The organism is Streptomyces mutabilis, assembly GCF_046628145.1.
Taxonomy (GTDB): domain Bacteria; phylum Actinomycetota; class Actinomycetes; order Streptomycetales; family Streptomycetaceae; genus Streptomyces; species Streptomyces mutabilis.
In genome coordinates, this window is record NZ_CP176874.1 from 2,360,688 (window position 1) to 2,384,347 (window position 23,660).

At 73.5% G+C, this 23,660-nt stretch carries 23 protein-coding genes, 1 other RNA gene and 1 pseudogene; 10 read left to right on the forward strand and 15 right to left on the reverse strand.

The window, feature by feature from the left end:
• Positions 1-88: 88 nt before the first annotated feature.
• Positions 89-301, forward strand: a complete 213-nt coding sequence (locus ACLIN4_RS10495) for a DUF6243 family protein (RefSeq protein ID WP_179342615.1) — start codon at positions 89-91, stop codon at positions 299-301.
• Here ACLIN4_RS10495 and ACLIN4_RS10500 read toward each other — a convergent pair.
• The 5 genes from ACLIN4_RS10500 to ACLIN4_RS10520 form a co-directional block, all read right to left on the reverse strand.
• Complete coding sequence (locus tag ACLIN4_RS10500) at positions 296-967, reverse strand: response regulator transcription factor (protein WP_289904048.1); 672 nt, start codon at positions 965-967, stop codon at positions 296-298. The two genes, ACLIN4_RS10495 and ACLIN4_RS10500, sit on opposite strands and share 6 nt — an antisense overlap.
• Before the next feature lie 13 nt (positions 968-980).
• Entirely contained in the window at positions 981-2,231 is a 1,251-nt protein-coding gene (locus tag ACLIN4_RS10505; protein ID WP_107479162.1) for a sensor histidine kinase, read from the reverse strand.
• A 23-nt stretch (positions 2,232-2,254) separates the two neighbouring features.
• Positions 2,255-3,250, reverse strand: coding sequence for a small ribosomal subunit Rsm22 family protein (locus ACLIN4_RS10510; protein ID WP_107479163.1), 996 nt, complete (start codon positions 3,248-3,250; stop codon positions 2,255-2,257).
• 365 nt (positions 3,251-3,615) lie between these two features.
• The gene (locus ACLIN4_RS10515; protein ID WP_289903577.1) at positions 3,616-4,785 is read right to left on the reverse strand and encodes a serine hydrolase domain-containing protein; all 1,170 of its coding nucleotides are present in this window, start codon (positions 4,783-4,785) and stop codon (positions 3,616-3,618) included.
• Positions 4,752-6,098, reverse strand: coding sequence for a multidrug effflux MFS transporter (locus tag ACLIN4_RS10520; RefSeq protein ID WP_290013543.1), 1,347 nt, complete (start codon positions 6,096-6,098; stop codon positions 4,752-4,754). The genes ACLIN4_RS10515 and ACLIN4_RS10520 overlap by 34 nt, the downstream gene beginning before the upstream one ends.
• Positions 6,099-6,203: 105 nt before the next feature.
• Between ACLIN4_RS10520 and ACLIN4_RS10525 the strand changes: the two genes are divergently transcribed.
• On the forward strand, positions 6,204-7,220 hold the full coding sequence (locus ACLIN4_RS10525) for a Gfo/Idh/MocA family protein (protein WP_179342774.1): 1,017 nt from the start codon (positions 6,204-6,206) through the stop codon (positions 7,218-7,220).
• On the opposite strand, the gene ACLIN4_RS10530 is transcribed toward ACLIN4_RS10525, so the two are convergent.
• Positions 7,207-8,871 (reverse strand): alkaline phosphatase D family protein, encoded by a 1,665-nt coding sequence (locus ACLIN4_RS10530; RefSeq protein ID WP_307652902.1) that lies wholly within the window; start codon positions 8,869-8,871, stop codon positions 7,207-7,209. The two genes, ACLIN4_RS10525 and ACLIN4_RS10530, sit on opposite strands and share 14 nt — an antisense overlap.
• 132 nt (positions 8,872-9,003) lie before the next feature.
• Between ACLIN4_RS10530 and ACLIN4_RS10535 the strand changes: the two genes are divergently transcribed.
• Positions 9,004-9,792, forward strand: coding sequence for an SDR family oxidoreductase (locus ACLIN4_RS10535; RefSeq protein ID WP_107480243.1), 789 nt, complete (start codon positions 9,004-9,006; stop codon positions 9,790-9,792).
• 280 nt (positions 9,793-10,072) lie between these two features.
• Here ACLIN4_RS10535 and ACLIN4_RS10540 read toward each other — a convergent pair whose 3' ends face one another.
• Positions 10,073-10,399, reverse strand: coding sequence for a nuclear transport factor 2 family protein (locus ACLIN4_RS10540; protein ID WP_107480244.1), 327 nt, complete (start codon positions 10,397-10,399; stop codon positions 10,073-10,075).
• A gap of 181 nt (positions 10,400-10,580) precedes the next feature.
• Here ACLIN4_RS10540 and ACLIN4_RS10545 point away from each other — a divergent pair, with 181 nt between their 5' ends.
• The gene (locus ACLIN4_RS10545) at positions 10,581-11,123 is read left to right on the forward strand and encodes a DoxX family protein (protein ID WP_289903569.1); all 543 of its coding nucleotides are present in this window, start codon (positions 10,581-10,583) and stop codon (positions 11,121-11,123) included.
• Positions 11,124-11,162: 39 nt separating this feature from the next.
• Positions 11,163-11,519, forward strand: coding sequence for a MazG-like family protein (locus tag ACLIN4_RS10550; protein WP_307652901.1), 357 nt, complete (start codon positions 11,163-11,165; stop codon positions 11,517-11,519).
• A gap of 50 nt (positions 11,520-11,569) precedes the next feature.
• On the opposite strand, the gene ACLIN4_RS10555 is transcribed toward ACLIN4_RS10550, so the two are convergent.
• Together ACLIN4_RS10555 and ACLIN4_RS10560 are read right to left on the reverse strand one after the other, a co-directional pair.
• Positions 11,570-12,547: a polysaccharide deacetylase family protein gene (locus ACLIN4_RS10555; RefSeq protein WP_411575707.1), complete on the reverse strand. Its 978-nt coding sequence runs from the start codon at positions 12,545-12,547 to the stop codon at positions 11,570-11,572.
• Between the two features lie 34 nt (positions 12,548-12,581).
• On the reverse strand, positions 12,582-13,580 hold the full coding sequence (locus ACLIN4_RS10560; protein ID WP_290013540.1) for a glycoside hydrolase family 11 protein: 999 nt from the start codon (positions 13,578-13,580) through the stop codon (positions 12,582-12,584).
• A 347-nt stretch (positions 13,581-13,927) separates the two neighbouring features.
• On the opposite strand from ACLIN4_RS10560, the gene ACLIN4_RS10565 reads away from it, so the two are divergent.
• Positions 13,928-14,977: an LLM class flavin-dependent oxidoreductase gene (locus ACLIN4_RS10565; protein ID WP_411575708.1), complete on the forward strand. Its 1,050-nt coding sequence runs from the start codon at positions 13,928-13,930 to the stop codon at positions 14,975-14,977.
• Positions 14,978-15,287: 310 nt separating this feature from the next.
• Here ACLIN4_RS10565 and rnpB read toward each other — a convergent pair.
• The 3 genes and pseudogenes from rnpB to ACLIN4_RS10580 form a co-directional block, all read right to left on the reverse strand.
• Positions 15,288-15,691: RNase P RNA component class A (rnpB, locus tag ACLIN4_RS10570), an RNA gene on the reverse strand.
• Positions 15,692-15,758: 67 nt separating this feature from the next.
• A pseudogene (locus ACLIN4_RS10575) lies at positions 15,759-16,586 on the reverse strand (DMT family transporter); the annotation flags it as partial.
• Between the two features lie 19 nt (positions 16,587-16,605).
• Positions 16,606-17,442, reverse strand: coding sequence for an AraC family transcriptional regulator (locus ACLIN4_RS10580; protein WP_381913375.1), 837 nt, complete (start codon positions 17,440-17,442; stop codon positions 16,606-16,608).
• 196 nt (positions 17,443-17,638) lie between these two features.
• Between ACLIN4_RS10580 and ACLIN4_RS10585 the strand changes: the two genes are divergently transcribed.
• The 4 genes from ACLIN4_RS10585 to eda all read left to right on the forward strand — a co-directional run bounded on the left by ACLIN4_RS10585 (position 17,639) and on the right by eda (position 20,594).
• A complete protein-coding gene (locus ACLIN4_RS10585) occupies positions 17,639-18,400 on the forward strand; it encodes a MerR family transcriptional regulator (protein ID WP_411575709.1) in 762 nt (253 codons plus the stop codon).
• Complete coding sequence (locus tag ACLIN4_RS10590; protein ID WP_411575710.1) at positions 18,397-19,011, forward strand: hypothetical protein; 615 nt, start codon at positions 18,397-18,399, stop codon at positions 19,009-19,011. The genes ACLIN4_RS10585 and ACLIN4_RS10590 overlap by 4 nt, the downstream gene beginning before the upstream one ends.
• A 32-nt stretch (positions 19,012-19,043) precedes the next feature.
• The gene (yaaA, locus tag ACLIN4_RS10595) at positions 19,044-19,826 is read left to right on the forward strand and encodes a peroxide stress protein YaaA (RefSeq protein ID WP_381940116.1); all 783 of its coding nucleotides are present in this window, start codon (positions 19,044-19,046) and stop codon (positions 19,824-19,826) included.
• Between the two features lie 108 nt (positions 19,827-19,934).
• On the forward strand, positions 19,935-20,594 hold the full coding sequence (eda, locus tag ACLIN4_RS10600; protein ID WP_107479112.1) for a bifunctional 4-hydroxy-2-oxoglutarate aldolase/2-dehydro-3-deoxy-phosphogluconate aldolase: 660 nt from the start codon (positions 19,935-19,937) through the stop codon (positions 20,592-20,594).
• Here eda and ACLIN4_RS10605 read toward each other — a convergent pair.
• From ACLIN4_RS10605 to ACLIN4_RS10615, 3 genes are read right to left on the reverse strand one after another with little or no spacing between them, the layout of a single operon-like run.
• Positions 20,569-22,008: a bifunctional RNase H/acid phosphatase gene (locus ACLIN4_RS10605; RefSeq protein WP_411576749.1), complete on the reverse strand. Its 1,440-nt coding sequence runs from the start codon at positions 22,006-22,008 to the stop codon at positions 20,569-20,571. The genes eda and ACLIN4_RS10605 overlap by 26 nt on opposite strands.
• A gap of 48 nt (positions 22,009-22,056) precedes the next feature.
• Entirely contained in the window at positions 22,057-22,800 is a 744-nt protein-coding gene (locus tag ACLIN4_RS10610) for a zinc ribbon domain-containing protein (protein WP_107479123.1), read from the reverse strand.
• Entirely contained in the window at positions 22,797-23,654 is an 858-nt protein-coding gene (locus ACLIN4_RS10615) for a Nif3-like dinuclear metal center hexameric protein (RefSeq protein WP_107479114.1), read from the reverse strand. The genes ACLIN4_RS10610 and ACLIN4_RS10615 overlap by 4 nt, the downstream gene beginning before the upstream one ends.
• Positions 23,655-23,660: the final 6 nt, after the last annotated feature.

Genomic DNA, 23,660 nt, shown 5'->3' on the forward strand with positions numbered 1-23,660 from the left:
CGGTTCGTCTCGCCGGACAGTGAATCCGGACGCGAACGAGACGGCACGTATCGTCACGTTGACTCGATTGCCGAGGAGAGTGAACCTCATGACCCGAGGTGGAGCCGGAAACATGCTGGGCGTCGGCGGCACCCGCCGAAAGCTCGGCCGCGACGCACTGCGCGGCGGCGACCGCGGCGGCCGGAACGGCGGTGGTCCGGACCCGCTGGCCGAGAAGCGGGAACTGCTGCGGAGGCTCCAGGAGCGCCGGCGCGAACAGCGCCGGCAGGAGGAGAAGGCCACCGACGAGAAATCCTCATGACGAGCCGCGGGGCTGGGCGCGCGCGTTCTCCAGGTAGTGCAGGACGGCCGCCACCCGCCGGTCGACCCGGTCGGCCGGGGAAAGGTCGAGCTTGGCGAAGATGCTGCGGATGTGCTTGTGGACCGCGCCGTCGGTGACCACGAGCCGCGCGGCGATGGCGCCGTTGCCCAGGCCCTCGGCCATCAGGGCGAGCACTTCCCGCTCGCGTGGGCTGAGGCGTTCCAGGCGGGTGTCCTGCCGGGTCCGGGTGAACAGCTGGGCGACGACCTCCGGGTCGATGGCGGTGCCCCCGGCCGCGACCCGGTGCAGCGCGTCCATGAACTCCTCGACCCGCCCGACCCGTTCCTTGAGCAGGTAACCGAGGCCGCCCACCCCGCCGGTCAGCAGATCGGTGGCGAAGGACTGCTCGACGTACGCGGACAGCACCAGGACGGCCATCGCGGGCCGCCGGCGTCTGGCCTCGACGGCCGCGCGGACTCCCTCGTCGGTGTGGGTGGGCGGCATGCGTACGTCCAGGACGGCGACGTCGGGCTCGTGCGCGTCGATGGCGTCGAGCGCCGACTCGGCGGTGTCCGCGGTCGCCACCACGTCCAGGCCCTCCGCGCGCAGCAGCAGGGCGAGCCCTTCGCGCAGCAGGGGGTCGTCCTCGGCGATCACGATCCGCAGGGCGCGGTCCACGTCAGGTTCCACAGGGCAGGTCCACTTCCAGGGTCGTAGGTCCGCCCGGCGGACTGTCCAGGCGGAGAGAGCCGTCATGGGCCGCGACCCGGCGCCGGATGCCCGTCAGCCCCGTGCCGCCGCCCTCGTCCGCGCCGCCGCGCCCGTCGTCCTCGACCACGACCCGCAACCGCCCCCCGTGCCCGCGGACCGTCACCGACGCCCGCCGGGCCCCGCTGTGCTTCGCGATGTTCGTCAACGCCTCCGCCACCACGAAGTACGCCGTCGCCTCCACCGAGGCCGCACACCGCTCCGGCACCTGCGCCTCGATCCGGCACGGCACCGCGCAGTCCGCCGCCAGCCCCGACAACGCCCCCGCCAGACCCCGGTCCGCCAGCACCGGCGGCAGGATCGCCCGCGCCACCCCGCGCAACTCCGCCAACGCCTCCTCCGCCGCCACCTGCGCCCGCTCCAGCAGCTCCTCCGCCCCCACCGGGTCCCGGTGCGCCATCCGGCGCGCCGCCCCCAGCAACACGGTCACGGACACCAACCGGTTCTGCGCGCCGTCGTGCAACGACCGCTCGATCCGCCGCAGCTCCGTCGCGTGCGCGTCCAGCGCCGCCGCCCGCGTCGCCGTCAGCTCCGCCACCCGCAACGACAGGTCCGCCCCCGGCCCCGCCGCCAGCAGCCGCCGTCCCGGGCCGGACTGGAGCCGCGCCATTCCCGGACCCAGCCCCAGCAGGATCGCGACCCAGCCCACCCCCAGCAGCGCCGCCGCGAGGGCGTCCGCCCAGGAGTGGGCGGTGCCGATCCCCACGGACGTGGTCGTGGCGTCCCCCGGCAGGAGCGGCCACCACAGCGGGAAGGTGGTGTCCCGGACGGCGCAGATCGGCAGGAGAACGCCGAGCAGGCCCAGCAGGAGCCCCAGGGTGGCGTGCCGGACCACCCAGCGCAGCTCACGCCGGGTGACCGGATCGGCGAGGGCGAGGCGCAGCCCGTTCGGCGGCGGGTCCGGGGCCACGACCTCCTCGCCCCAGCGCCCCAGCCGCTCCCGTTCCCGCGCGGCCAGGGCGTGCAGTGCGCGCAGCGCGGCCGGTGCCATCAGCAGGCCCACGCCCACCAGGCAGGCCACGGCGGTGAGGGCGAGCCCGCACAGGACCAGGAGCGCGAGCAGCGCCGTACCGAGACCGCCGGTGAGCTGCCGCGTCGCCGCGAGCGCGGCGGAGACGGTACGGGCGACGGTCTCCCCGCGCCCGGCGAGCGGTGCTGCCATGCGCCCTCCTTCGGTCAACGACCCTACTGCGCGGGCTGGTTGGCCTCCGGTGGGGGCCAGGGGTCGCCCCAGTCGGCGTCGCGGGCGGCCTTGTACAGGTCGCCGTGGCGCTTGGTGACCGTCCGGCGGCGCAGCTGCTCGTCGGGTTCGCACAGGTCGAGCAGGACCTGGCCCTTGCGGATCTGCGGACGCCGGACCACCCGGGAGGGAGCGGGTTCGACGGGGAGCCGGGTGGCGGCGACGTAGCTGAACTTCTCGTCCTCGTAGGCGAGGGAGCCGCCCTTGACCTGCCGGTGCAGGCTGGACCTGCTGACCCGCGCCGCGAAGTGGCACCAGTCCGTGCCGGGGACGATGGGGCAGGCGGCGCTGTGCGGGCAGGGGGCGGCCACCCGGAACCCGGCGGCGACCAGCCGGTCGCGGGCCTCGATGACCCGGGCGTACCCGTCCGGCGTCCCGGCCTCCACGATCACGACAGCGTGCGCGGCGGAGGCGGCGGCGTCGACGAGGGCGGCGCGGTCGGGGCCGGTCAGCTCGTTGAGCACGTAGGAGACGGTGACGAGGTCGGTGCTCTCCACGGTGAGCGCCGCTCCGATCCGGGCGCGCTGCCAGCGGACGTCGCGCAGCGCCGGGAGGGCGTCGGCGATCTCCCGGCCGAGGGCGAGCGCGGGCTCGGCCCAGTCGAGCACGGTCACCGGGCGGGCACCGGGCCAGGTGTCGTTGACGGCCCAGGTCGCGGCGCCGGTCCCGCCGCCGACGTCGACGTGGCCGCCGGGTACCCACCCGGGCACGGCGTCCGCGAACGCGGCGAGCGCGGAGCGTACGGCGGCGAAGGTGGCGGGCATGCGGTAGGCGGCGTAGGCGACGACGTCCGCGCGGTCGCGCAGGATGGGGGCGTCGGTGGGGGTGGCCCCGCGGTAGTTGGCGATCAGCCGCTCCACGGCCTGCGCGGCCTGGCGGGGCGGGAGCCCGTCGACCAGCTCGGCGAGGGCGGCACGCAGGGTTTCGGCGGGGTCGTTCACTCGGCGAATTGTATGGGGGCGCGGGGTGCCTGCGGCGCGGGGTGCCTGCGGCGCCGGCGGCCAGGGAGGGCGCCCGGGGTGGGTGTGGGCGCGGGGTGGGTGCGCGGCCCGGCGCTGCGGGGTGCCGCTGCGCCCACCCTCCCCCACTCTCGGCTTCGCTCGAGCGGGGGGACCCCCATCGCCCCAGCGGCACGACTGCCCGCAGCTACGCGGCTACGGCGGCAGGCGGCTGACCCGGCTGTGCCGCAGGCACCCCGGCCAACCGCCGCAGGCACCCCGCACCACCACCGGAGGCAGCCACCCCACCGCCGCAGACACCCCGCACCACCACCGGAGGCACCCGCCCCACCACCGGAGGCACCCGCTCAACCGCCGGAGGCGACCCGTACGGCCCGCGCCACCCGTGTCCCCAGTCCCGCCCGCGGTCCGTTGTCCGGTGGCCGGCGGCGTGGGTGGACCGTGTTGGCCAGGAGAACGGCGAACGTGTCCGTCGCCCGGTCGAGGACCAGCATCGTGCCCGTGAACCCGGTGTGCCCGGCCGCCCCCCGCCCCGCCAGCTCCCCCATGAACCACGGCTGGTCGAGGGCGAAGCCGAGCCCCGGGCCGGTCAGCAGCAGTTCCACGAAGTCCGGGCCGAGGATCCGCGCCGGCCCGTACGAGCCGCCCGCCAGCAGCGCGCGGCAGAAGACCGCCAGGTCCCGCCCCGTCGAGAACAGCCCCGCGTGACCCGCCACCCCGCCGAGCGCCCACGCGTTCTCGTCGTGCACGACCCCCCGCAGCATCCCCCGGTCCGCCTTGGCCCACGGCCGCCGCTGGTCCTCCGTCGCCGCCGCCCCCGGGCACGGCCCGAAGCGCGTCGCCGTCATGCCCAGCGGCCGGGTGATCCCGTCGCGGACGAGGACGTCGAGGGTGCGGCCGGTGATGCGCTCCAGCACGTGCTGGAGGAGCAGCATGTTCAGGTCCGAGTAGCAGTACGTCCCCGGCACCCCCACCGGCGGCTCCGCCCGCAGCCGCCGCAGCCGCTCCTCGTCGTCGGCACAGTCGTACAGGGGCAGCTCGGGCCGCAGCCCGGAGGTGTGCGTGAGCAGCTGCCGCACCGTGATCCCGTGCACGGCCGCCGCCCGGAAGTCCGGCAGGTACGCCCCGACCTCCGCGTCGATGCCGAGGGTGCCCCGTTCGATCTGCTGCACGGCGGCGACCGCCGTGAACAGTTTCGTCAGGGACGCCAGGTCGAAGGGCGTACCGACGCTCATCGGCACCCGGGAGCGCTCGGGCAGCTCCACGCCCGCGTCCGCGCGCGCGTCGTAGGCCGAGTAGCGCACCGCCCAGCCCGCCGCCTCCTCCACGGCGAGCACGGGCCCCCGCCCCACGGCGACGACGGCCCCCGCCGCCCAGGGCCGCTCCCCGGTGGTGAGGCCGTGCACCTCCTCGACGGCACGGCGGAGTTGCTCGGGGTCGAGCCCGGCCCGCTCCGGGGTGCCGCTGCGCAGTCTCGGTGTGCTCAGCTCTCTTCTCCCTCCGAAGGACGACGGCACATCCCCATGAAGAAGGCGAGCGCCAGCACCGCCGCGACGAGCTGCACCACGGCCATCGGCAGGGCGGTGTCCTCCCCCGCGATCCCGACCAGCGGCGAGGCGACGGCGCCGATGAGGAAGGAGGAGGTGCCGAGCAGCGCGGAGGCGGAGCCGGCCGACTTCTTCACCCGCATCAGCGCGAGCGTCTGCGTGTTGGGCAGGCTGATGCCCATCGCCGACATCAGCACGAACAGCGCGGCGGCGACCGGCACGAGCCCGACCTCGCCGAAGACGCCGAGGGACATCAGCAGCAGGGCGGTGGCGGCGACGATGACGATCAGCAGGCCGAGGGCCAGCACCCGGTCCAGACGCACCCGCCCGACCAGGATCTTGCCGTTGAGCTGCCCGACCGCGACCAGCCCGATCGAGTTGATCCCGAACAGCAGGCTGAACGTCTGCGGCGACGCCCCGTAGATCTCCTGGACGACGAACGGCGACGCGGAGATGTAGGCGAACAGCGAGGCGAAGGCGAATCCGCCCGCGAGCATGTAGCCGGTGAAGGCGCGGTCGGCGAGCAGCCCGCGCATGGCGCGCAGCGTGTCGCCGACGCCGCCCTCGTGCCGTTCCTCCTCCGGCAGCGTCTCCGGCAGCTTGGCCCACACGACGGCGCCCAGCGCCACCCCGACGACCGTGAGCACGACGAAGACGCCCCGCCAGTCCGTCGCCCGCAGGATCTGTCCGCCGATGAGCGGTGCGACGACGGGGGCGACCCCGGAGATCAGCATGAGGGTGGAGAAGAAGCGGGCCATGGCCACACCGTCGTAGAGGTCGCGCACGACGGCCCGGGCTATGACGATCGCGGCGGCCCCCGCGAGCCCCTGCGCCAGCCGGAAGGCGACCAGCAGTTCCACGGTGGGCGCGAGCGCGCACAGCGCGGTGGCGACGACGTACACGGCGAGGCCGGTCAGCAGCGGGCGCCGGCGGCCCCACTTGTCGCTCATCGGCCCGACCACGAGCTGTCCGAGCGCCATGCCGGCCAGACAGGCGGTGAGCGTGAGCTGCACGGTGGCGGCGGGCGCGCTCAGGGACCGGGTGACCTCCGGGAGTGCGGGGAGGTACATGTCCATCGCCAGCGGCGGCGTCGCGGTCAGCCCGCCGAGGAGGAGGGTGACGAGCAGTCCGGTGCGGCGCGCGCCGCGGCTGCCGCGGTCGTCCGGCAGCGGGCCGACGGCCGGTCCCGTTCCCGGTCCGGCCGTGTGCGGCGTGTGTGTCGTGTTCGGTTGTGGGGTGATCGGTTGCGGTGCGTGCGGTGTGGACGGCCCGCTCTCGGGCATGTGCCCCTCCCTCTTCTGCAGATCCGGCACCTATGCTCTCAGCTCGTACGGTCTTGAACGAACAAACTCGAACGACCTGAGCGAGGGTGGGGCAGGGTGTCAGCGGTGACCGGGCAGAAGGTGCGCTGGGGGATTCTGGCGACCGGTGGGATGGCGGCGACGTTCACGGCGGATCTGGTCGATCTGCCGGACGCAGAGGTCGTGGCGGTGGCCTCGCGGACGGAGGCGTCGGCGAAGGCGTTCGCGGAGCGGTTCGGGATATCCCGGGCGTACGGCGACTGGGAGACGCTCGCCCGGGACGAGGAGGTCGACGTGGTGTACGTCGCCACCCCGCACTCGGCGCACCGCACGGCCGCCGGCCTGTGCCTGGAGGCGGGGCGCAACGTGCTGTGCGAGAAGCCGTTCACGCTGAACGTGCGCGAGGCGGAGGAACTCGTCGCGCTCGCCCGCGCGGGCGGCAGCTTCCTGATGGAAGCGATGTGGATGTACTGCAACCCGCTGGTCCGGCGCCTGAAGGCGCTGGTCGACGACGGCGCGATCGGCGAGATCCGCAGCGTCCAGGCGGACTTCGGCCTGGCGGGCCCCTTCCCGCCCGCGCACCGGCTGCGCGACCCCGCGCAGGGCGGCGGCGCACTGCTCGACCTGGGCGTGTACCCGGTGTCGTTCGCACAGTTGCTGCTCGGCGAGCCGTCGGACGTCGTCGCGCGGGCGGTGCTCTCGGAGGAGGGCGTCGACCTCCAGACGGGTGCGCTGCTCTCCTACGACGGCGGCGCTCTCGCCTCGGTGCACTGCTCCATCACCGGCGGCACGCCCAACTCCGCCTCGGTCACCGGGTCCGAGGGCCGCATCGACGTCCCGTACGGCTTCTTCTTCCCGGACCACTTCGTGCTGCACCGCGACGGCAAGGAGCCGCAGGAGTTCCGGGCGGACCCGGCCGACGGGCCCCGGGCCAGCCTCAAGCACGAGGCCCGGGAGGTGATGCGCGCCCTGCGTGCCGGTGAGACCGAGTCCCCGCTGGTCCCGCTGGACGGCACACTGGCCGTGATGCGGACGCTCGACGCGATCCGGGACCGCGTCGGCGTCCGCTACCCCGGCGAGGAGCGCGCGGTCACGCCGGCTTGAGCCCCTGGTCCCCCACCTCGGTCACGAAGGAGGCGGCGGTCGTGAGCGGCGCGCCCCCGGTGGTCACGTGGGAGACCGTCTTGAAGTCGGCCCGCGCCAGCTCCCGGCCGAGCGAGACGGTCGTGTAGCCGCGCAGCCCGTTGAAGAACTTCAGGTGCGGGTTGGCGGCCATGAGGGTGTCCCAGTTGGAGGGCTTCTCGGAGCCGTCGCGCCCGCTGGTGACGGACGTGGTGACGATCTCGGTGCCCAGGGTCCGGGAGCCGGGGTCGTCGAAGTCCCGCTTGACGTCGAAGCCGTAGTGGACGTGCACGTCGCCGGTGAGGACCATCAGGTTCTCGACGCCGGCGGCCTGCGCGCCGGCCAGCACCCGCTCGCGGGAGGCCGGGTAGCCGTCCCAGGAGTCCATGGAGACCTTGGACGGGGTGCTGGTCGAGTTGAACCGGCGGGAGAAGGTGACCTGCTGGGGCACCACGTTCCACAGGGCGTCGGACCGGTGCCAGCCGTTGATCAGCCAGCGTTCCTGGGTGTCGCCGGTCAGGGTGCGGCTCGGGTCCTCGGACTCGGGGCCGGGGAACTGCCAGCCGTCGCCGTAGGCCTGGTTGGAGCGGTACTGGCGGGTGTCGAGCACGTCGAACTGGGCGAGCCTGCCCCAGTGGAGGCGGCGGTAGAGCTTGAGGTCCGGGCCGTCGGGCAGTTGGGGCCGGCGCAGCGGCATGTTCTCCCAGTAGGCCCGGTAGGCGGCGGCGCGGCGGATGAGGAACTCCTCCGGCGGGACGCTGTTCTCGGGCGTCTCGTCGGCGTAGTTGTTCTCGGTCTCGTGGTCGTCCCAGGTGACGACGAACGGGTGCGCGGCGTGCGCGGCCCTGAGGTCGGGGTCCGACTTGTAGAGGGCGTACCGCAGGCGGTAGTCCTCCAGCGTCACCGTCTCCCGGTCGAAGAGGTCCGGCAGGGTGCCCGCGGGGTAGGCGCGGGATCCGCCGCTGGAGTTCACGGCGTACTCGTAGAGGTAGTCGCCGAGGTGGAAGACGACGTCCACGTCCTCCTGCGCCAGGTGCTTGTACGCGGTGTAGTACCCCTGGTCGTAGCGCTGGCAGGAGACCAGGCCGAAGGTGAGGTCCGAGACCCGGCTCCGCTGGGCGGGCGCGGTGCGGGTGCGGCCGGCCGGGCTGACGTACCGGCCCGCGCGGAAGCGGTAGTAGTAGACGTGGCCGGGCGCGAGGTGGTCGACCTCGACGTGCACGGTGTGGTGGAACTCGGGGTGCGCGGTGGCCCGGCCCCGTCTGACCACGCGGCGGAAGCGCTCGTCGAGCGCCAACTCCCAGGAGACGTCGACGCGTTTGGCGGGCAGCCCGCTGTCGGCCTGGTACGGCACGGGGGCCAGGCGCGTCCACAGCAGGACGGAGCCGGGCTGCGGGTCGCCGGAGGCGACGCCGAGGGTGAAGGGGTCGCCGGTGAGCTGCGCCGGGTCGAGTTCGGCGGCGCTCGCGGTGCCGGCGGACGGCAGGTTCACGGAGAAGGCGAGCGCGGCGGCGGCGCCGGTGACGGTCAGGAAGCGACGGCGGCCCAGGTGCCGGGCGGCGGCGCGGAGTTCGGGCGCGTGCGAGGGCGTGGTCCCGGGCCGGTTGTGGCCCTGGTGGTTCGCGGGTGTCATCCGTTCCTCCCCTTGCGGTGGTTGCAGGGGGCATTCGAATGGCCGGTGACGACCCTGGCTTGGCGCGGACATGGCGATCCCATGTCGGACGCATGAGTTCCGCATGTTCGGCCACGCGTACGCTGCCGACTCATGAACACCGTGAGAACCGCCGCCGAGGAGAACACCGGCGCGCAGAAGGTAGCCCTCGTGACGGGAGCCGGCTCCGGCATCGGCCGGGCGGTCGCCGTCGAACTGCTCGCGGCCGGCTGGTCGGTGGCCCTGGCGGGCCGGCGCCCGGAGAGGCTGGAGGAGACGGCGGCACGGGCACCGCAGGGCGCGACGGCGCTCCCGGTCCGCGCCGACGTGTCACGCCCCGAGGACGTCGAGGCCCTGTTCGCCGCCGTGCGCGACCGCTTCGGACGCCTGGACCTGCTGTTCAACAACGCCGGGACGTTCGGCCCGGGCGGGGTGCCGGTCGAGGAGCTGCCCTACGAGGCGTGGCGGCACGTGGTGGACACCAACCTCAACGGGGCGTTCCTGTGCGCGCAGGCGGCGTACCGGCAGATGAAGGAGCAGGACCCGCGGGGCGGCCGGATCATCAACAACGGCTCGATCTCGGCACACACCCCCCGCCCGCACTCGGTGGCGTACACGGCGACCAAGCACGCGCTGACCGGTCTGACCAAGTCACTGTCCCTGGACGGCAGGCCCTACGGCATCGCGGTCGGCCAGATCGACATCGGCAACGCGGCGACCGACATGACGGCCGGCATGCAGACGGGCGCGCTCCAGGCCAACGGGGAGACGGCACCCGAGCCCGTGATGGACGTCGCCGACGTGGCGCGCACGGTGCGGCACATGGCGGAGCTGCCGTTGGAGGCGAACGTGCAGTTCGCGACGGTCATGGCGACGGCGATGCCGTACGTGGGGCGCGGCTGAGGGGGGCGCGGGAAGCCGCCCCTCGATCCACACAATCGGAATATCGAAGTCCGCACTATTGCGGCCGGTGGCGGACTTATGCTCAACTCTCCTTCACAGGAGCTTCACACTTGGCGGCCAAGCCTCCCGTGCGGCTCCGCGAGCCATCCCGAGGGGGGAGGCGGCAGCCGTTCCGCGGCACCGGCTGGGGGGAATCCCGCGTGAGAGCGCGGAGACGCGCCGGTTGGGGGGGCGGAACGGCTGCCGTGTCTTACTGCTGTCGCCCCTGCGCCTCCTCCCCTCACGCCTGCCCGGTCTCGAACCGCGCGATCCGGCCGTCGCCGTCCACGGTGAAGTTCCACCGGGTACGCATCTCGCCCCAGGTGTCGTTGCGGTAGCGGGCGATGAGGGCACGGCCGCCGTTCGACTCGTTGTCGACCTCCAGGTGCCCGTTGGAGGAGAAGATCTCCTGGTCGATCCACTGGGCGAGGTCCCGGTCGTCCCCGTCGTCGGCCATGGTGGCGTCCGGCGCGAGCGTGGCCAGGAAGGCGTCACGGTCGTGCGCGTTCACGGCGGCGACGAAGGCGCGGACGGCCGGGTCGCTCAGTCGCGTGGTCTGAATCGTCATGCCGGCCAGAGTCACACCGCCCGCGACCCCTCGCCACCCGACCGCGGGCTCCTCGCCACCCGACCGCGGGCGCCTCGCCCTGACGCCCTTCACTCCAATGGCGCCCGCGAGGGGCCCGCGCGGCACCGGCGGGCGACGGTGGTGAGTGGTGTGATCAGCCGCCGTCCGCGAGGGAGTCGACGTGAACTGTTATGACCGGCGTGATCTGGGCCTGCTGCTGCTCCGGCTCGGCACCGGCGGTGTCCTGGCCGCACACGGCGCGCAGAAACTGCTCGGCTGGTTCGGCGGTGGCGGCATCGAGGGGACCGGTCAGGCCATGGAGGCCATGGGCTACGCGCCCGGCCGGGCCAGTGCCACCGCGGCGGGCCTCGCCGAGGCGGGCGGCGGGGCATTGCTGGCGCTGGGCCTCGCCACCCCGGCAGCGGGCGCCGCCGCGGCCGGCGCGATGGCGGGCGCAGCCGCGGTCCACGCCCCCAACGGCTTCTTCGCCCAAGCCGGCGGCTACGAGTACGCGGTGTCCCTCGGCCTGACGGCGGCGGGCCTCGCGGTCTCGGGCCCGGGCCGCCTCTCCCTCGACCACGCCCTCGGTCACGCCGTCAACCGGAACTGGATGGTCCCGGCCGCACTGGCGGTGACCGCGGCGGCCACGGCGGTGGTGGTCGGGGCGCGGAACAAGCGGGTGCGGAAGGCGGCGGAGGGGCAGCAGGAGCCCCTGTTCGACTGACGTACCGCCCGCCCTCCCTCCCGTGGCAGGCTGCCCGCCATGAGCGACGACGACCACGGCACCGCCCCCGCCACCCGCACCGACCTGTGGAACACCATCGACGCCCTGTGGAAGTGGCTGGAGGCGGACCAGCCCGTCGGCGGCAGGGAGGGCCTGCTGCTGCGGATGCTGAAGTTGTCCGAGGAGGTCGGCGAGGTCGCCGAGGCGGTGATCGGCGCGACCGGCCAGAACCCGCGCAAGGGAGTCACCCACACGTGGGACGACGTCGAGGCGGAGCTGTGCGACGTCGTGATCACGGCCATGGTGGCACTGCGCACGCTGACGCCCGAGGCGCGGGAGGTGTTCGAGCGGCATCTGGCGCGGGTGGCGGGCCGGTCGCTGCCGCCCGGTACGTGAGGGTGCCGGGCCCGGGAGCGCGCCCCGGACCCGGACACACGCGGCGCCGGTCAGCCCGTCCGGCAGGAGACCGTCGGCCAGGTCCAGTTGCCGTTGGCCTGGATGGTGGCGCCCCAGTTGTTGCCGCTGCCGTTGGACTTGGCGGTCAGCACCTGGGCACTGGGGTAACTGGCGTTGACGTTCCAGGTCGACATGACCCGGGCCGGGGACGGCACGTTCATCGTCACGGTCCAGTCATCGGACCCGCTCACCGAGACGTTGAGGTTGTACCGGTCCCCCCACCGCTGCCCGGCGGACAAGGTCGCGGTACAACCACCTCCGCCACCACCTCCGCCGCCCCCGTCGGGGGCCACGGCACGCCCGGTCTGCGGCGAGATCATGCCGGAGCACAGGCCCTTGCCCGCCAGGGTCTGCGCGATGCGCGGGATCGCCGCGAGGGTGTTGGCGGGCCAGTCGTGCATGAGGATGACCTGGCCGTCGCCCAGCCGGGAGACGGCCTGCACGATCGCGTCGGTACTGGCGTTGTTCCAGTCCTGCGAGTCGACGTCCCAGATCACCTCGGTCAGCCCGTACTTGGCCTCGACCGCACGCAGCGTGGCGTTGGTCTCGCCGTACGGCGGGCGGAAGAGCTTCGGCGTGCCACCGCCCGCGTTCGCGATGGCCTGCTGCGTCCGGGAGATCTCCGAATCCATCTGCGCCTGATTCAGCTGGGTCATGTGCGGATGGGTGTAGCTGTGGTTGGCGACCCACATGCCGGCGTCGACCTGGGCCCGGACCAGGGACGGGTTCTGGGCCGCGTACTGGCCCTGGTTGAACATCGTGGCCCGCAGCCCGTTCTGCCTGAGCGCGTCGAGCAGCGCCCGGGTGTTGCCGGACGGGCCGTCGTCGAAGGTGAGCCCGACGTAGCCGTTGCAGGCGGCGGCCCGGGCGGGGGCGGCGTCGGCGGCGACGGTGCCGGCGGCGGCCAGCGCGGCGACGGAGACGGCGGTGACCAGGGACCGCAGGGACGGACGGGATCTCGTTCTCATGGGAGCGGCTCCTCCTCTCTCCTCCGTGTCTCGGTCAGCCCGCGCTGCACGAGACCGACGGCCAGGTCCAGTTGCCGTTGGCCTGGATCGTGGCGCCCCAGTTGTTCCCGTTGCCGTTGGGACGGGCGGTGAGCACCTGCGCACTGGGGTACGTGGCGTTGGCGTTCCAGGTCGACATGACCTTGGCCGGGGACGGCACGTTCATCGTCACGGTCCAGTCGCTGGACCCGCTGACGGACACGTTGAGGTTGTACCGGTCCCCCCACTTCTCCCCGGCGGACAGCGTCGCGGTGCACCCACCGCCGCCACCGCCACCGCCGCCACCGCCACCGCTGGTCCCCCCGACCGTGATGTTGGAGCTGCCGCTGCTCTGGTAGCCCTCGGTGGCCATGATCATGTAGTAGCTGAAGCTGCCCAGCGGCATCCCGGCCCGCGACCAGGCGTCGAAGTGGTTGCCGGTGGTGATGGTGCCACCGGTCCGCTTGGACTGACGCACGCTCCAGTACTGGTCGAAGGTGCGGGTCCCTTCGACGGAGGGCGCGTTGTAACGCGTCGTCTTGTAGATGTCGTAGGTGCCGCCGTCGGTGGTCACGGTGCCCTTGAACTCGCCCGTGGGCCGGTAGGTGCCCCAGTTGTCGACGATGTAGTACTCGACGAGCGGGTTCGACGTCCATCCGTAGAGGGCCAGGTACGCGTTGCCTGACGGATTGAAGGTGCCCGAGTACTGCACGGTCCGGCGTCCGCCGTTGCTCCAGCCCTTGCCGGCGACGAAGTTGCCGGTGTTGCGCCAGGAGGTGCTGTACTGGCCGCCGGAGCCCATGTCCATGGAGACGGTGCCCTGGCTGTCGGTCCAGAACGAGTAGTAGTAGCCGTTGTTGGTGCCCTCCTGGTTGGTCGTGACGACCGTGCCGGCGTGGGCGGTGCCCGGCAGCATCATGGCGGCGAGGGCGGCCAGCGCGACGGCCCAGGCGCTCCTGACGAGCAGCGTGAGGGGGCCGCTTCTGCGGCGCCCCGGTTGTACGAGCAGGTTCATGGGGGGTGCTTCCTCTCCTGGAGTCCTGCACGGTTCGAACAACGGCGCCAGTGTTGGCCTGCACCCGTCAAGCGTCAACAGTTTCGGTAAATGTTTCGAAAGCTTCGCCCACCCCTCGCCGTCCGCACGTCCGCTCAATCCACTGCTCAGCCGCAGTTCAACGACCGTGAAGCCCGCCCTGCGGAACGAGGGAAGACTCGTGGACCAGAAATGCCCACTCACTCAACCGAAAGTTTCGACCATCCACCCTCTGGACAACTGCGGGAAGAGGCTCGGATCCTCGGGACGGGCGGAGCACGACACGGCCGCGCACACGCACGCCCTTCACCCAACGAAAGGTGTCGCACGTGAAGTTCAGCTACGCCATGCTCCCCGACTACCCCCTGGCCGAGTCCCTGGAGTCCATCCGGCTCGCCGACGAACTCGGCTTCCACGCCTGCTACGCCGCCGACGAGACCTGGCACAAGGACCTCTGGCTCCTCTTCGCCGCGGCGGCGGGCCGCACCAGCCGCATCCGCCTGGGCCCGAGCGTCTCCCCGGTGACCCTGCGCGAGCCCACCCTGATCGCCCAGGCCCTCGCCACCCTCGACGAACTCTCCGGCGGACGCGCCGAAGGCGTCCTGTCCAGCGGCAACTTCGGCCTGCTCGCCCAGTACCGCATCGACTGGGCCCGCACCAGGCCGCTCTCCCGCGTCAAGGAGGCCCTGCACGTGATGCGCACGTTCCTCGACGAGGGCGCCATCACGCACGACGGCGAGTTCTTCTCCTACGACGGCCTGTTCACGTTCGCCCGGCCCGTGCAGGACCGGCTGCCGCTGAAGCTCGGCGCGATGCGCGGGCCGACGTCCTTCGAGGCGGCCGGTGAGTTGTCCGACGGCTGCCACCACGCCCTGAGCTACACCCGCGAGGCCTACGACTACGCGGTGCGGCACATCCGGGCGGGCGCCGAGCGTGCGGGCAAGGACTGGCGGTCGCTGGACATCGGGGCGTGGGTGGTCTTCGCGACCGGCCCCGACTCGGCGGTCGCCAAGGAGGCGGCACGCAGCATGGTCGGCATCTACGCCTCCTCGATGCCGGAGGAGCAACTGCTCCGCAACGGCGTGGACCCGGCCGAGCTGAAGCCGGTCATCGACGCGATCGGCGCCGGCGACCTGGCCCGCGGCATCGAACTGACCACCCCGGACATCGCCGACCGCCTCTCGGTCGCGGGCACGCCCGAGGAGTGCCGGGAGAAGATCGAACGGGACATCGCCCCCAGCGGCGTGAACCACATGATCTGCGCGATCACCGACCGCACCCTGGTGAAGGCGTTCACGGGCCGCGACCTGCCGGAGGCGGCGGACGTGGACACGCAGCTGCGGCTGATCGCGGAGCGGGTGATGCCGGGGGTCGGGTGAGGTGACGGCGGCCGGGCGTCAGGGCCCGACGCCGATGACGCGTACGGGCTGCCTCTGCCGGATCTCGGGCTCGGTCGTCGCGATCACTGCCCCGCTCGGCCGCTCCGCCGTCGGCTCGGCGGCGTGGCGCGTGTGGGCCGCGGTGGCGGCGGAGTCGACCGGGGCACCCGCCGTCTCGATACGCCCTGCGCACCGGACCGAGCCTGGCGGCCGCGCCGGCGAAACGTGATGCCGGTTCTGCGACGCCAGGACGGGCGGGCCTCCGCCCCTCGGGGTCGTGGCCGCTGCCGGCGGAAGCAGTACAAGCCGGCAGACGAGTCGGGCTGTACGCCGGGTTCTGTTCCGGCGGGTCCTCGCGGTCCCGCCGGCGACGGCCATCCATCTAGGACCGGCGTTGCCACCGGCCTCGTGCGGTCTACCCGCGGACTCGGGCGGGCAGCCCTCGATCGTCCGCGCAGAGCGCTTTTCACGGCGCCCCTCTTGACCTTGCTCCGGGTGGGGTTTACCTAGCTGCCCAGGTCGCCCTGGGCACTGGTGGTCTCTTACACCACCGTTTCACCCTTACCGGGGGCCGAAGCCTCCGGCGGTCTGCTTTCTGTGGCACTGTCCCGCGGGTCACCCCGGGTGGCCGTTAGCCATCACCCTGCCCTGTGGAGCCCGGACGTTCCTCGGGAAGTCCCGCAAGGGACTCCACGCGGCCGCCCGCCCGGCTCGTCTGCCGTGTCGACCATCGTACCCGGCGCGAGCGGGGCTCCGGCGCGGCGGCCGTGGCCAGTACCGAGCCGGTGAGGATCAGGGTGAAGGCGGTCAGGACGGTCGCGGTCAGGGGTTCGGCCAGGAAGAGGGCACCGGCCGCTACCGCGATCGCCGGGTTGACGTACGTGATCACCGAGGCGCGGATCGGGCCGGCCTCCTTGATCAGCTCCAGGAAGGCCACGAAGGCGACCGCGGTGCAGACGACGCCGAGGGCGGCCAGAGCGGCCAGGGCGCCGGTCGAGGGAAGGTCCGCCGGGCGGGTCACGACGGCCGCGGGGGCGTGGACGAGGGCCGCCAGGGCCAGGCAGGGCGTGATGAGGTGCAGCGTCGGGACGTCCTTGAGGTGGCGGTCGGCGATCAGGGGGGCCGTGGCGTAGCCGATGACCGTGACCAGGACCTCCGCCAGGGAGAGGGCGTCGCCGCCGGTCAGGTGGGGGACGGTGAGGACGCCGACGCCGCCTAGGCCGAGGGCCAGGCCCGTGAGGCGGCGGGCACCCAGCGACTCGGCTGCGTGGAAGAAGCGGGACAGCAGGACGCCGACGATCGGTACGCCCGCGATCAGCAGGCCCGCCGTGGAGCTGGAGAGGTGGCGTTCGGCGTCGGTCAGGGTGTACCAGGGGCCGATGATCTCGATGACCGCGAACGCGAGCATCGGTTTCCAGTGCTTCCGCACGTTCCGGGTCAGGCCCGGCCGGCGCAGCGCGAAGGGGAGCAGGAGCAGCGCGCCGAGGGCGCAGCGGGCGAACACCACCCCCGACGGGGACACCTCGTCCACCGCCACTTTGATCATGAGGTAGGGGATGCCCCAGACCACTCCCATCAGGGAGAACAGGAACCAGCCGCGTGCAGTCATGCGGTAAGTCTCCGCAGGGTCAGCGGGCGTGGTCTTGAACGCTGTTGCGGTACGCCGCCGGGGTCACCCCGAGGACCCGGCGGAACCAGCGGGTCAGGTGCGCCTGGTCGGCGAAGCCCACCAGTGCCGCCGCCTCGGCGGGGCGCAGGCCCGCGTCCAGGAGCCCCCGCGCCCTGGCCACCCGGTGCTGGGCGAGCCAGGCGTACGGCGGTATCCCCGTCGCCGTGCGGAAGGCGCGCAGGAGCTGGTAGCGGGACAGGCCGAGGTCGGTGGCGAGGGCCGCCAGGGACGGCGGGGCGAGGAGTTCGTCGGCGAGGCGGTCGCGTACGGCGCGGGCGACGCGGGCGGCGCCGGGGACCGTGTCGTCGGTCGCGCGGGCGGTGGAGTGGCGGCGGGCCAGCGCGGTGAGGAGCCAGGGGAGGCGGGACTCGGCCTCCAGCGGGTCGGGGCAGTGGGCCAGGTCCGTGTGCGCGGCGCGCAGGGCGGCGGCGAGTTCGGGGTCGTCGAGGACGGGTTCGCGGAAGTGCGGGAGGGCGGCGGGGGCGCGTGTGCCGTCGGCGAGGAGGCTCGGGGCCGCGTACAGGGCGCGGTAGGAGTAGCCGTCGGGGGCGGCCGGGCCGCCGGTGTGCACCTCGCCGGGTTCGAGGACGACGATGGATCCCGGTCCCGAGTGGATGTGTCCGCCCCGGTAGGCGATGACCTCCAGGCCGCCGACGGTGACGCCGACCGTGTACTCGTCGTGGGCGTGCGGGGCGTAGACGTGACGGTCGAAGCGGGCGGTGAGGAGATCGAGGGGCGGACCGGCCGTCCCCAGCCGGGCCCTGGTCCACCGTGCCTGTTCGCCGCGTGCGTCCACCGCTTCCCACCCCCCGGTCCAACTGGATCAGAGGAAGCCGGCGGTGTCCAGGTCGAGGGAGGAGGGAGCGGGGAGGGGGTGTCCGTGAGATCGGAAACCGCTCCCTCGATCGTGGCACAGGACCGGCGGCGCCGTCCGGAAGCGGGCCCGGCTTCCCGCTTGACCCTGCCGCAACGTCAACGTCTCTACTGGAGCCATGCGGATCGGAGAACTCGCCGACGTCGTCGGCGTCACCACGCGGACCGTGCGGCACTACCACCACCAGGGCCTGCTGCCCGAACCGGAACGGCTGGCCAACGGCTATCGGACGTACACCCTGCGGCACGTCGTCGTGCTGGCCCGGATCCGGCGGCTGACCGAGCTGGGGCTCGGGCTCGCGGAGGTGCGGGACGTGCTCGCGGACGAGGCCGGGAAGGATCTCACCGAGGTGCTGGAGGAACTGGACGCGGACCTCGCGCGGCAGGAGGAGGCGATCCGGGACCGCCGGGCGCGGCTGCGGGAGCTGCTGGCGGCGGAGGGCGGGCTGCCGGCCGAGGGGCCGGTCTCGCCGGAGCTGGCCGAGCTGTTCGCGGGGATGGGGGACGTCTCCGGCTCCCCCATGGCCGTACGGGACCGCGAGATGCTGGCGCTTCTGGAGAGCACGGTGGCGCCGGAGGACCGGGAGGGGCTGCTGAAGGCGCTGCGTGGCGCCCTGGGTTCACCGGAGGCGGTGGCACAGGCGCATCGGGCGTACGCGCTGCTCGACGAGCTGGCGGACGTCGGCGTCGATGATCCGCGGGTGGCGGAGGCGGCCCGGGTGCTCGCCGAGTGCCTGCCCGCCCAGATGCTGCCCGAGGAGGACGTCTCGCTCGACTCCGATCACAGCTTCCTGCGCGCCATGTACGCCGACTTCGCGCCGGGGCAGGCGGAGGCGATCCGGCTGGCCCTGGAGATCGTCGCGCGGGGGCGGCGGTCATGAGCGGCCCGCGCTACGTGCGGATTCCCTGGCTCATGGTCCGGCACGAGCTGCGGTTGCTGGCCAGTCTGTGGCTGTGGGCGCGCCGGCGGACCCACGGGACGGTGGGCGGCGGGACGGCCTTCGGGTACGTCCGGGGGCAGGGCGCGATGATGTTCGGGTTCGCGTTCGTGTGCGTGATCGAGACCGTGATGATGTCCGTGCTGCTGCGGAACTGGCCCACCGTGCACCACGTGGTGCTGGTCCTGGACGTGTACACCATCGTCGTCGTGATCGGGCTGCACGCCGCTTCCGTGGTCCGGCCGCACGTCCTGGACCCCGTCGGCGGCACGCTGCGGATCCGCCGGGCCGTCCACGTCGACCTGCGGATACCGCTGGAGCGGATCGCGTCCGTGCGCCGGGAGCTGCGGATGGCGCAGGAGCGGACGGAGGGTGAGCTGGATCTCGCCGTGGGGGCGCAGACCTCCGTCACCCTCGAACTCACCGAGCCCGTCACCCACGCCGCCTTCTTCGGGCGGCGGCACGAGGTACGTGTCGTGCGCTTCCACGCCGACGATCCCGGGGCGCTCGTACGGGCCGTCGACCAGGCACGGGAGGGCTACGCCGTACCCTGACCGAGGGCCAGACTCGATGTGAAGGAGTACGTGTGCTTGTCCTGCTGCCGCCGTCCGAGGGGAAGGCCGCGTCCGGCCGGGGCGCACCGCTGAAGCCGGAGTCGCTGTCGCTCCCCGGGTTGACCCCCGCCCGGGAGACCGTCCTCGGTGAGCTGGTCGAGCTGTGCGCCGGGGACGAGGAGAAGGCGCGCGAGGTACTCGGACTGAGCGAGGGGCTGCGCGGCGAGGTCGCCAAGAACGCCGAGCTGCGCACGGCCGGGGCGCGACCGGCCGGCGAGATCTACACGGGTGTGCTGTACGACGCCTTGGACCTGGCCTCGCTCGACGCGGCGGCGCGGAAGCGGGCCGCGCGTTCGCTGCTGGTGTTCTCCGGGCTGTGGGGCGCGGTGCGGGTGACCGACCGGATTCCCTCCTACCGGTGCTCGATGGGCGTGAAGCTGCCCGCGCTCGGTGCGCTGGGCGCCTACTGGCGGGCGCCGATGGCCGAGGTGCTGCCGGAGGCGGCCGGTGACGGGCTGGTGCTGGACCTGCGGTCGGCGGCGTACGCGACGGCCTGGAAGCCGAAGGGGGAGGTCGCCGGGCGGACGGCGACCGTGCGGGTGCTGCACGCGCCGACCCGGAAGGTGGTCAGCCACTTCAACAAGGCGACCAAGGGGCGCATCGTGCGGAGTCTGCTGACGTCCGGGAGTGCTCCGGCCGGGCCCGCCGAGCTGGTCGAGGCGCTGCGTGATCTCGGCTACGAGGTGGAGGCTCAGGCGCCCGTGAAGGCGGGGAAGCCGTGGGAGCTGGACGTGCTGGTGGCGGAGGTCCACTGAAGGACCGGAGCATGTGAAGGGACTGGAGCATGCGAAGGGACCGGCGCATTCGTTGCACATGACGCAACGCTCGTTGCGCCTTGTGCTCCCCGGCGGCACGATGAGCGCATGAGTTCACCGCTGCCCTCCTCTCCCGCCGCCTCCGTACTGGACCTCGCCCCGGTCGTCCCGGTCGTGGTCGTCGACGATCTCGCGGACGCGGTGCCGCTCGCCCGGGCGCTCGTCGCCGGTGGGCTGCCCGCGATCGAGGTGACGCTGCGGACGCCGGTCGCGCTCGACGCGATCCGGGTGATCGCCGCCGAGGTGCCGGGCGCGGTGGTCGGCGCGGGCACGGTCATCACGCCGGGACAGGTGGGGGAGGTCGTGGCGGCCGGGGCGCGGTTCCTGGTGAGCCCGGGGTGGACCGATGCGCTGCTGGAGGCGATGCGGGCGTCCGGGGTGCCGTTCCTGCCGGGGGTGTCGACCACGTCGGAGGTGGTGGCGCTGCTGGAGCGCGGGGTGCGGGAGATGAAGTTCTTCCCGGCCGAGGCCGCGGGCGGCACCGCCTACCTCAAGGCGCTCGCCGCCCCGCTGCCGCAGGCCCGCTTCTGCCCGACGGGTGGCATCGGGCCGGCTTCCGCACCGGACTACCTGGCGCTGCCCAACGTCGGCTGCGTCGGGGGCAGTTGGATGCTGCCCAAGGACGCGGTGGCCGGCCGGGACTGGGGGCGCGTCGAGGCGCTGGCCCGTGCGGCGGCCTCGCTCAGCGCAGGTGGGACGTGTCGTTGAACAGGCGGACGCTCGCGCCGCCGTCCGCGTAGTACGCCACCGCCGACAGCGACGCCGCCGACAGCTCCATGCGGAACAGCGACTCGGGCGGGGCGCCCAGGGCGAGGCGGACGAACGTCTTGATCGGCGTGACGTGGGAGACCAGCAGGACCGTGCGGCCCGCGTACGCCCTGACCAGCTTGTCCCGGGCCGCGGCGACACGGGCGCCGGTCGCCGCGAAGCTCTCGCCGCCGCCGGTCGGCTCCGCGTCCGGCGAGGACAGCCAGGCGGTCAGGTCGTCGGGGTGGCGCTCGCGCACCTCGCCGAAGGTCAGCCCCTCCCAGGCGCCGAAGTCGGTCTCCCGCAGCCCCTCCTCGACCGTCACCTCCAGGCCGAGGCGGGCGGCGACGATGCCGGCGGTCTCGCGGGTGCGGGCCAGGGGGGACGTGACGATCGCCTGGATCGTGCCGCGCCGGGCGAGGCTCGCGGCGACCTTCTCGGCCTGCTCGCGGCCGGCGGCCGACAGGGACGGGTCGCTGCCGCCGCTCCCGGAGAACCTCTTCTGCGGCGTCAGGGGCGTCTCCCCGTGCCGGAGCAGGACGAAGGTGGCGGGGGCACCCATGTCGGGGGGTCCCCAGCCGGGTGAGGCCACGGTCTTCGCGGCCCGGACGTCGGCGGCCGTGGCGGCTTCCGCGCCGGTGGGAGCGGTGGCGGTGCCGGCGGCTGCGGCGGTACTCGCGGCCGGCGCGGTGCTCGCGGCCGGCGCGGTGCTCGCGGCGGTGGGGTCGTCGGCGGTGGCTTCCCCGGAGCCCGCCGCAGTAGGTTCGACGACGGCTCCCCCGGCATCCGCCGCCTCGGGTTCGGCGGCGACTCCCTCAGCGCCCGCCGCGGTGAGCCCGCCGCCGGTACCGGCGGCATCCGCGGCGCCGGTGCGCGTCCGTGCGTCGGCGTCCCCCGCGCCAGGGGCACCGGCGGAGCGCCCGGCGTCCAGTTCCGCAGTCGACGCCGACGGCGACCACTGCTCGCCGCGCGCTCCCGCGTCCATCGCCTCGTTGGCCAGGCGGTCGGCGTGCTTGTTGCCGGCGCGCGGGATCCACTCGTACGTCACCCGCCCGGGCGGGAAGATCCGCGCCGCCTCGGCCGCCAGCGGCTTCATGTCGGGGTGCTTGATCTTCCAGCGGCCCGACATCTGCTCGACGACGAGCTTGGAGTCCATCCGGACGTGCACGGTCGCGTCCGGGTCCAGTTCCCGCGCCGCGCGCAGACCGGCCAGCAGGCCCCGGTACTCGGCCACGTTGTTCGTGACGACGCCCAGGTACTCGGCCGCCTCGACCAGGGTCTGCCCCGTCGCCGCGTCCAGCACCACCGCGCCGTAGCCCGCTGGCCCCGGGTTGCCCCGCGACCCGCCGTCGGCCTCGACCACGAACTCCCGCACGGGACCGGCACCCGCCTCCGTCACCGGAACTGCCACCGAACCGGCTCCCTACAGGCCCGAGTCCGCCGTACGCACCAGGATGCGGCGGCAGTTCTCGCAGCGTACGACCGTGTCGGGCGCCGCCGAGCGGATCTCGCTCAGCTCGGTGATCGCCAGCTCCTGGCGGCAGCCCTGGCAGCTGCGCTGGTACAGCTTGGCCGCGCCGACGCCGCCCTGCTGCTCGCGCAGCTTGTCGTAGAGCTTCAGCAGGTCGGCGGGGACGGAGGCCGCGATGACCTCGCGTTCCTTGGTCACCGAGGCCGCCTCGGCGTCCAGCTCCCCGACGGCCGTGTCCCGGCGCCCGGCGGCGTCGTCGAGCTTGCCCTGCACGGAACCGACCCGCTCGGTCAGCTCGGCGACCCGCTCCTGCGCGGACTCGCGGCGCTCCATCACCTCCAGGACGACGTCCTCGAGGTCGCCCTGCCGCTTGGCGAGGGAGGCGATCTCACGCTGGAGGTTCTCCAGGTCCTTCGGGGAGGTGACGGCGCCCGAGTCCAGGCGCTGCTGGTCGCGGGTGGCGCGCTGGCGCACCTGGTCCACGTCCTGCTCGGCCTTGGTCTGCTCGCGGGCGCAGTCGCTCTCCTCGGTCTGGGCGGCCACGAGCAGGTCGCGCAGCTGCGTGAGGTCCTTGGTCAGCGACTCGATCTCGGTGTGCTCGGGCAGGGACCTGCGCTTGTGCGCGAGCTGCTGGAGGCGGACGTCGAGGGCCTGGACGTCCAGGAGTCGGATCTGGTCGGCGGACTCGGCTTTCAGTTGGGGGCTCCCATTGCGTCGGAGGTCGGGGCGGACGCCGCGTGGGCCGTCCAGGGGTCGGTGACCGTCTTGGAGACGTGGACCCTCAGGTCCCATGCCTCACGGTCGGAGATCTCGTCGAGCTGGGCCGCGGCCAGCTCGCACCAGGGCCATTCGGTGGCCCAGTGCGCCGCGTCGAGCAGCGCGAGGGGACTGTGGGCGCGGGCCTCCGAGACCGGGTGGTGGCGCAGGTCCGCGGTGAGGAACGCGTCGACGCCGGCCGCCCGCACGTGGTCGAAGAGGCTGTCGCCGGAGCCGCCGCTGACGGCGACCGTGCGGACGACGGCCTCCGGGTCGCCGGCAACGCGGATGCCCTGCGCGGTGGCGGGCAGCCGCTCCGCGGCGCGGGCGGCGAGCTCGCGCACGGTCAGCGGATGCTCGAGCTCGCACACGCGGCCGAGGCCCCGACGCCCGTGCGGGTCGGCCGGGTCCGGCACCAGGGGTCGCACGACGCGCAGGTCGAGGGCGCCGGCCAGCGCGTCGGAGACGCCCGGGTCGGCGATGTCGGCGTTGGTGTGGGCGACGTGCAGTGCGACGTCGTTCTTGATGAGCGTGTGCACCACGCGGCCCTTGAAGGTGGAGGCCGCGACGGTCGTCGTCCCGCGCAGGTACAGCGGGTGGTGGGTGACGAGCAGGTCGGCGCCCAGCTTCACCGCCTCGTCGGCGATCTCCTGGACCGGGTCGACGGCGAACAGGACCCGGGAGACCTGCTGGTCGGGGACGCCCACGACGGTGCCGACCGCGTCCCAGGACTCGGCCCGCTCGGCGGGCCACAGGCTCTCCAGCGCGGCGATGACTTCTGACAGACGGGGCACGGGTGC

Excerpts from the sequence above, each read along its gene's own strand:
- ACLIN4_RS10495 (WP_179342615.1), top strand. The coding sequence starts at position 89 with ATGACCCGAGGTGGAGCCGGAAACATGCTGGGCGTCGGCGGCACCCGC.
- ACLIN4_RS10505 (WP_107479162.1), bottom strand. The coding sequence starts at position 2,231 with ATGGCAGCACCGCTCGCCGGGCGCGGGGAGACCGTCGCCCGTACCGTC.
- ACLIN4_RS10520 (WP_290013543.1), bottom strand. The coding sequence starts at position 6,098 with ATGCCCGAGAGCGGGCCGTCCACACCGCACGCACCGCAACCGATCACC.
- ACLIN4_RS10530 (WP_307652902.1), bottom strand. The coding sequence starts at position 8,871 with ATGACACCCGCGAACCACCAGGGCCACAACCGGCCCGGGACCACGCCC.
- ACLIN4_RS10535 (WP_107480243.1), top strand. The coding sequence starts at position 9,004 with ATGAACACCGTGAGAACCGCCGCCGAGGAGAACACCGGCGCGCAGAAG.
- ACLIN4_RS10540 (WP_107480244.1), bottom strand. The coding sequence starts at position 10,399 with ATGACGATTCAGACCACGCGACTGAGCGACCCGGCCGTCCGCGCCTTC.
- ACLIN4_RS10550 (WP_307652901.1), top strand. The coding sequence starts at position 11,163 with ATGAGCGACGACGACCACGGCACCGCCCCCGCCACCCGCACCGACCTG.
- ACLIN4_RS10555 (WP_411575707.1), bottom strand. The coding sequence starts at position 12,547 with ATGAGAACGAGATCCCGTCCGTCCCTGCGGTCCCTGGTCACCGCCGTC.
- ACLIN4_RS10560 (WP_290013540.1), bottom strand. The coding sequence starts at position 13,580 with ATGAACCTGCTCGTACAACCGGGGCGCCGCAGAAGCGGCCCCCTCACG.
- ACLIN4_RS10585 (WP_411575709.1), top strand. The coding sequence starts at position 17,639 with ATGCGGATCGGAGAACTCGCCGACGTCGTCGGCGTCACCACGCGGACC.
- ACLIN4_RS10590 (WP_411575710.1), top strand. The coding sequence starts at position 18,397 with ATGAGCGGCCCGCGCTACGTGCGGATTCCCTGGCTCATGGTCCGGCAC.
- eda (WP_107479112.1), top strand. The coding sequence starts at position 19,935 with ATGAGTTCACCGCTGCCCTCCTCTCCCGCCGCCTCCGTACTGGACCTC.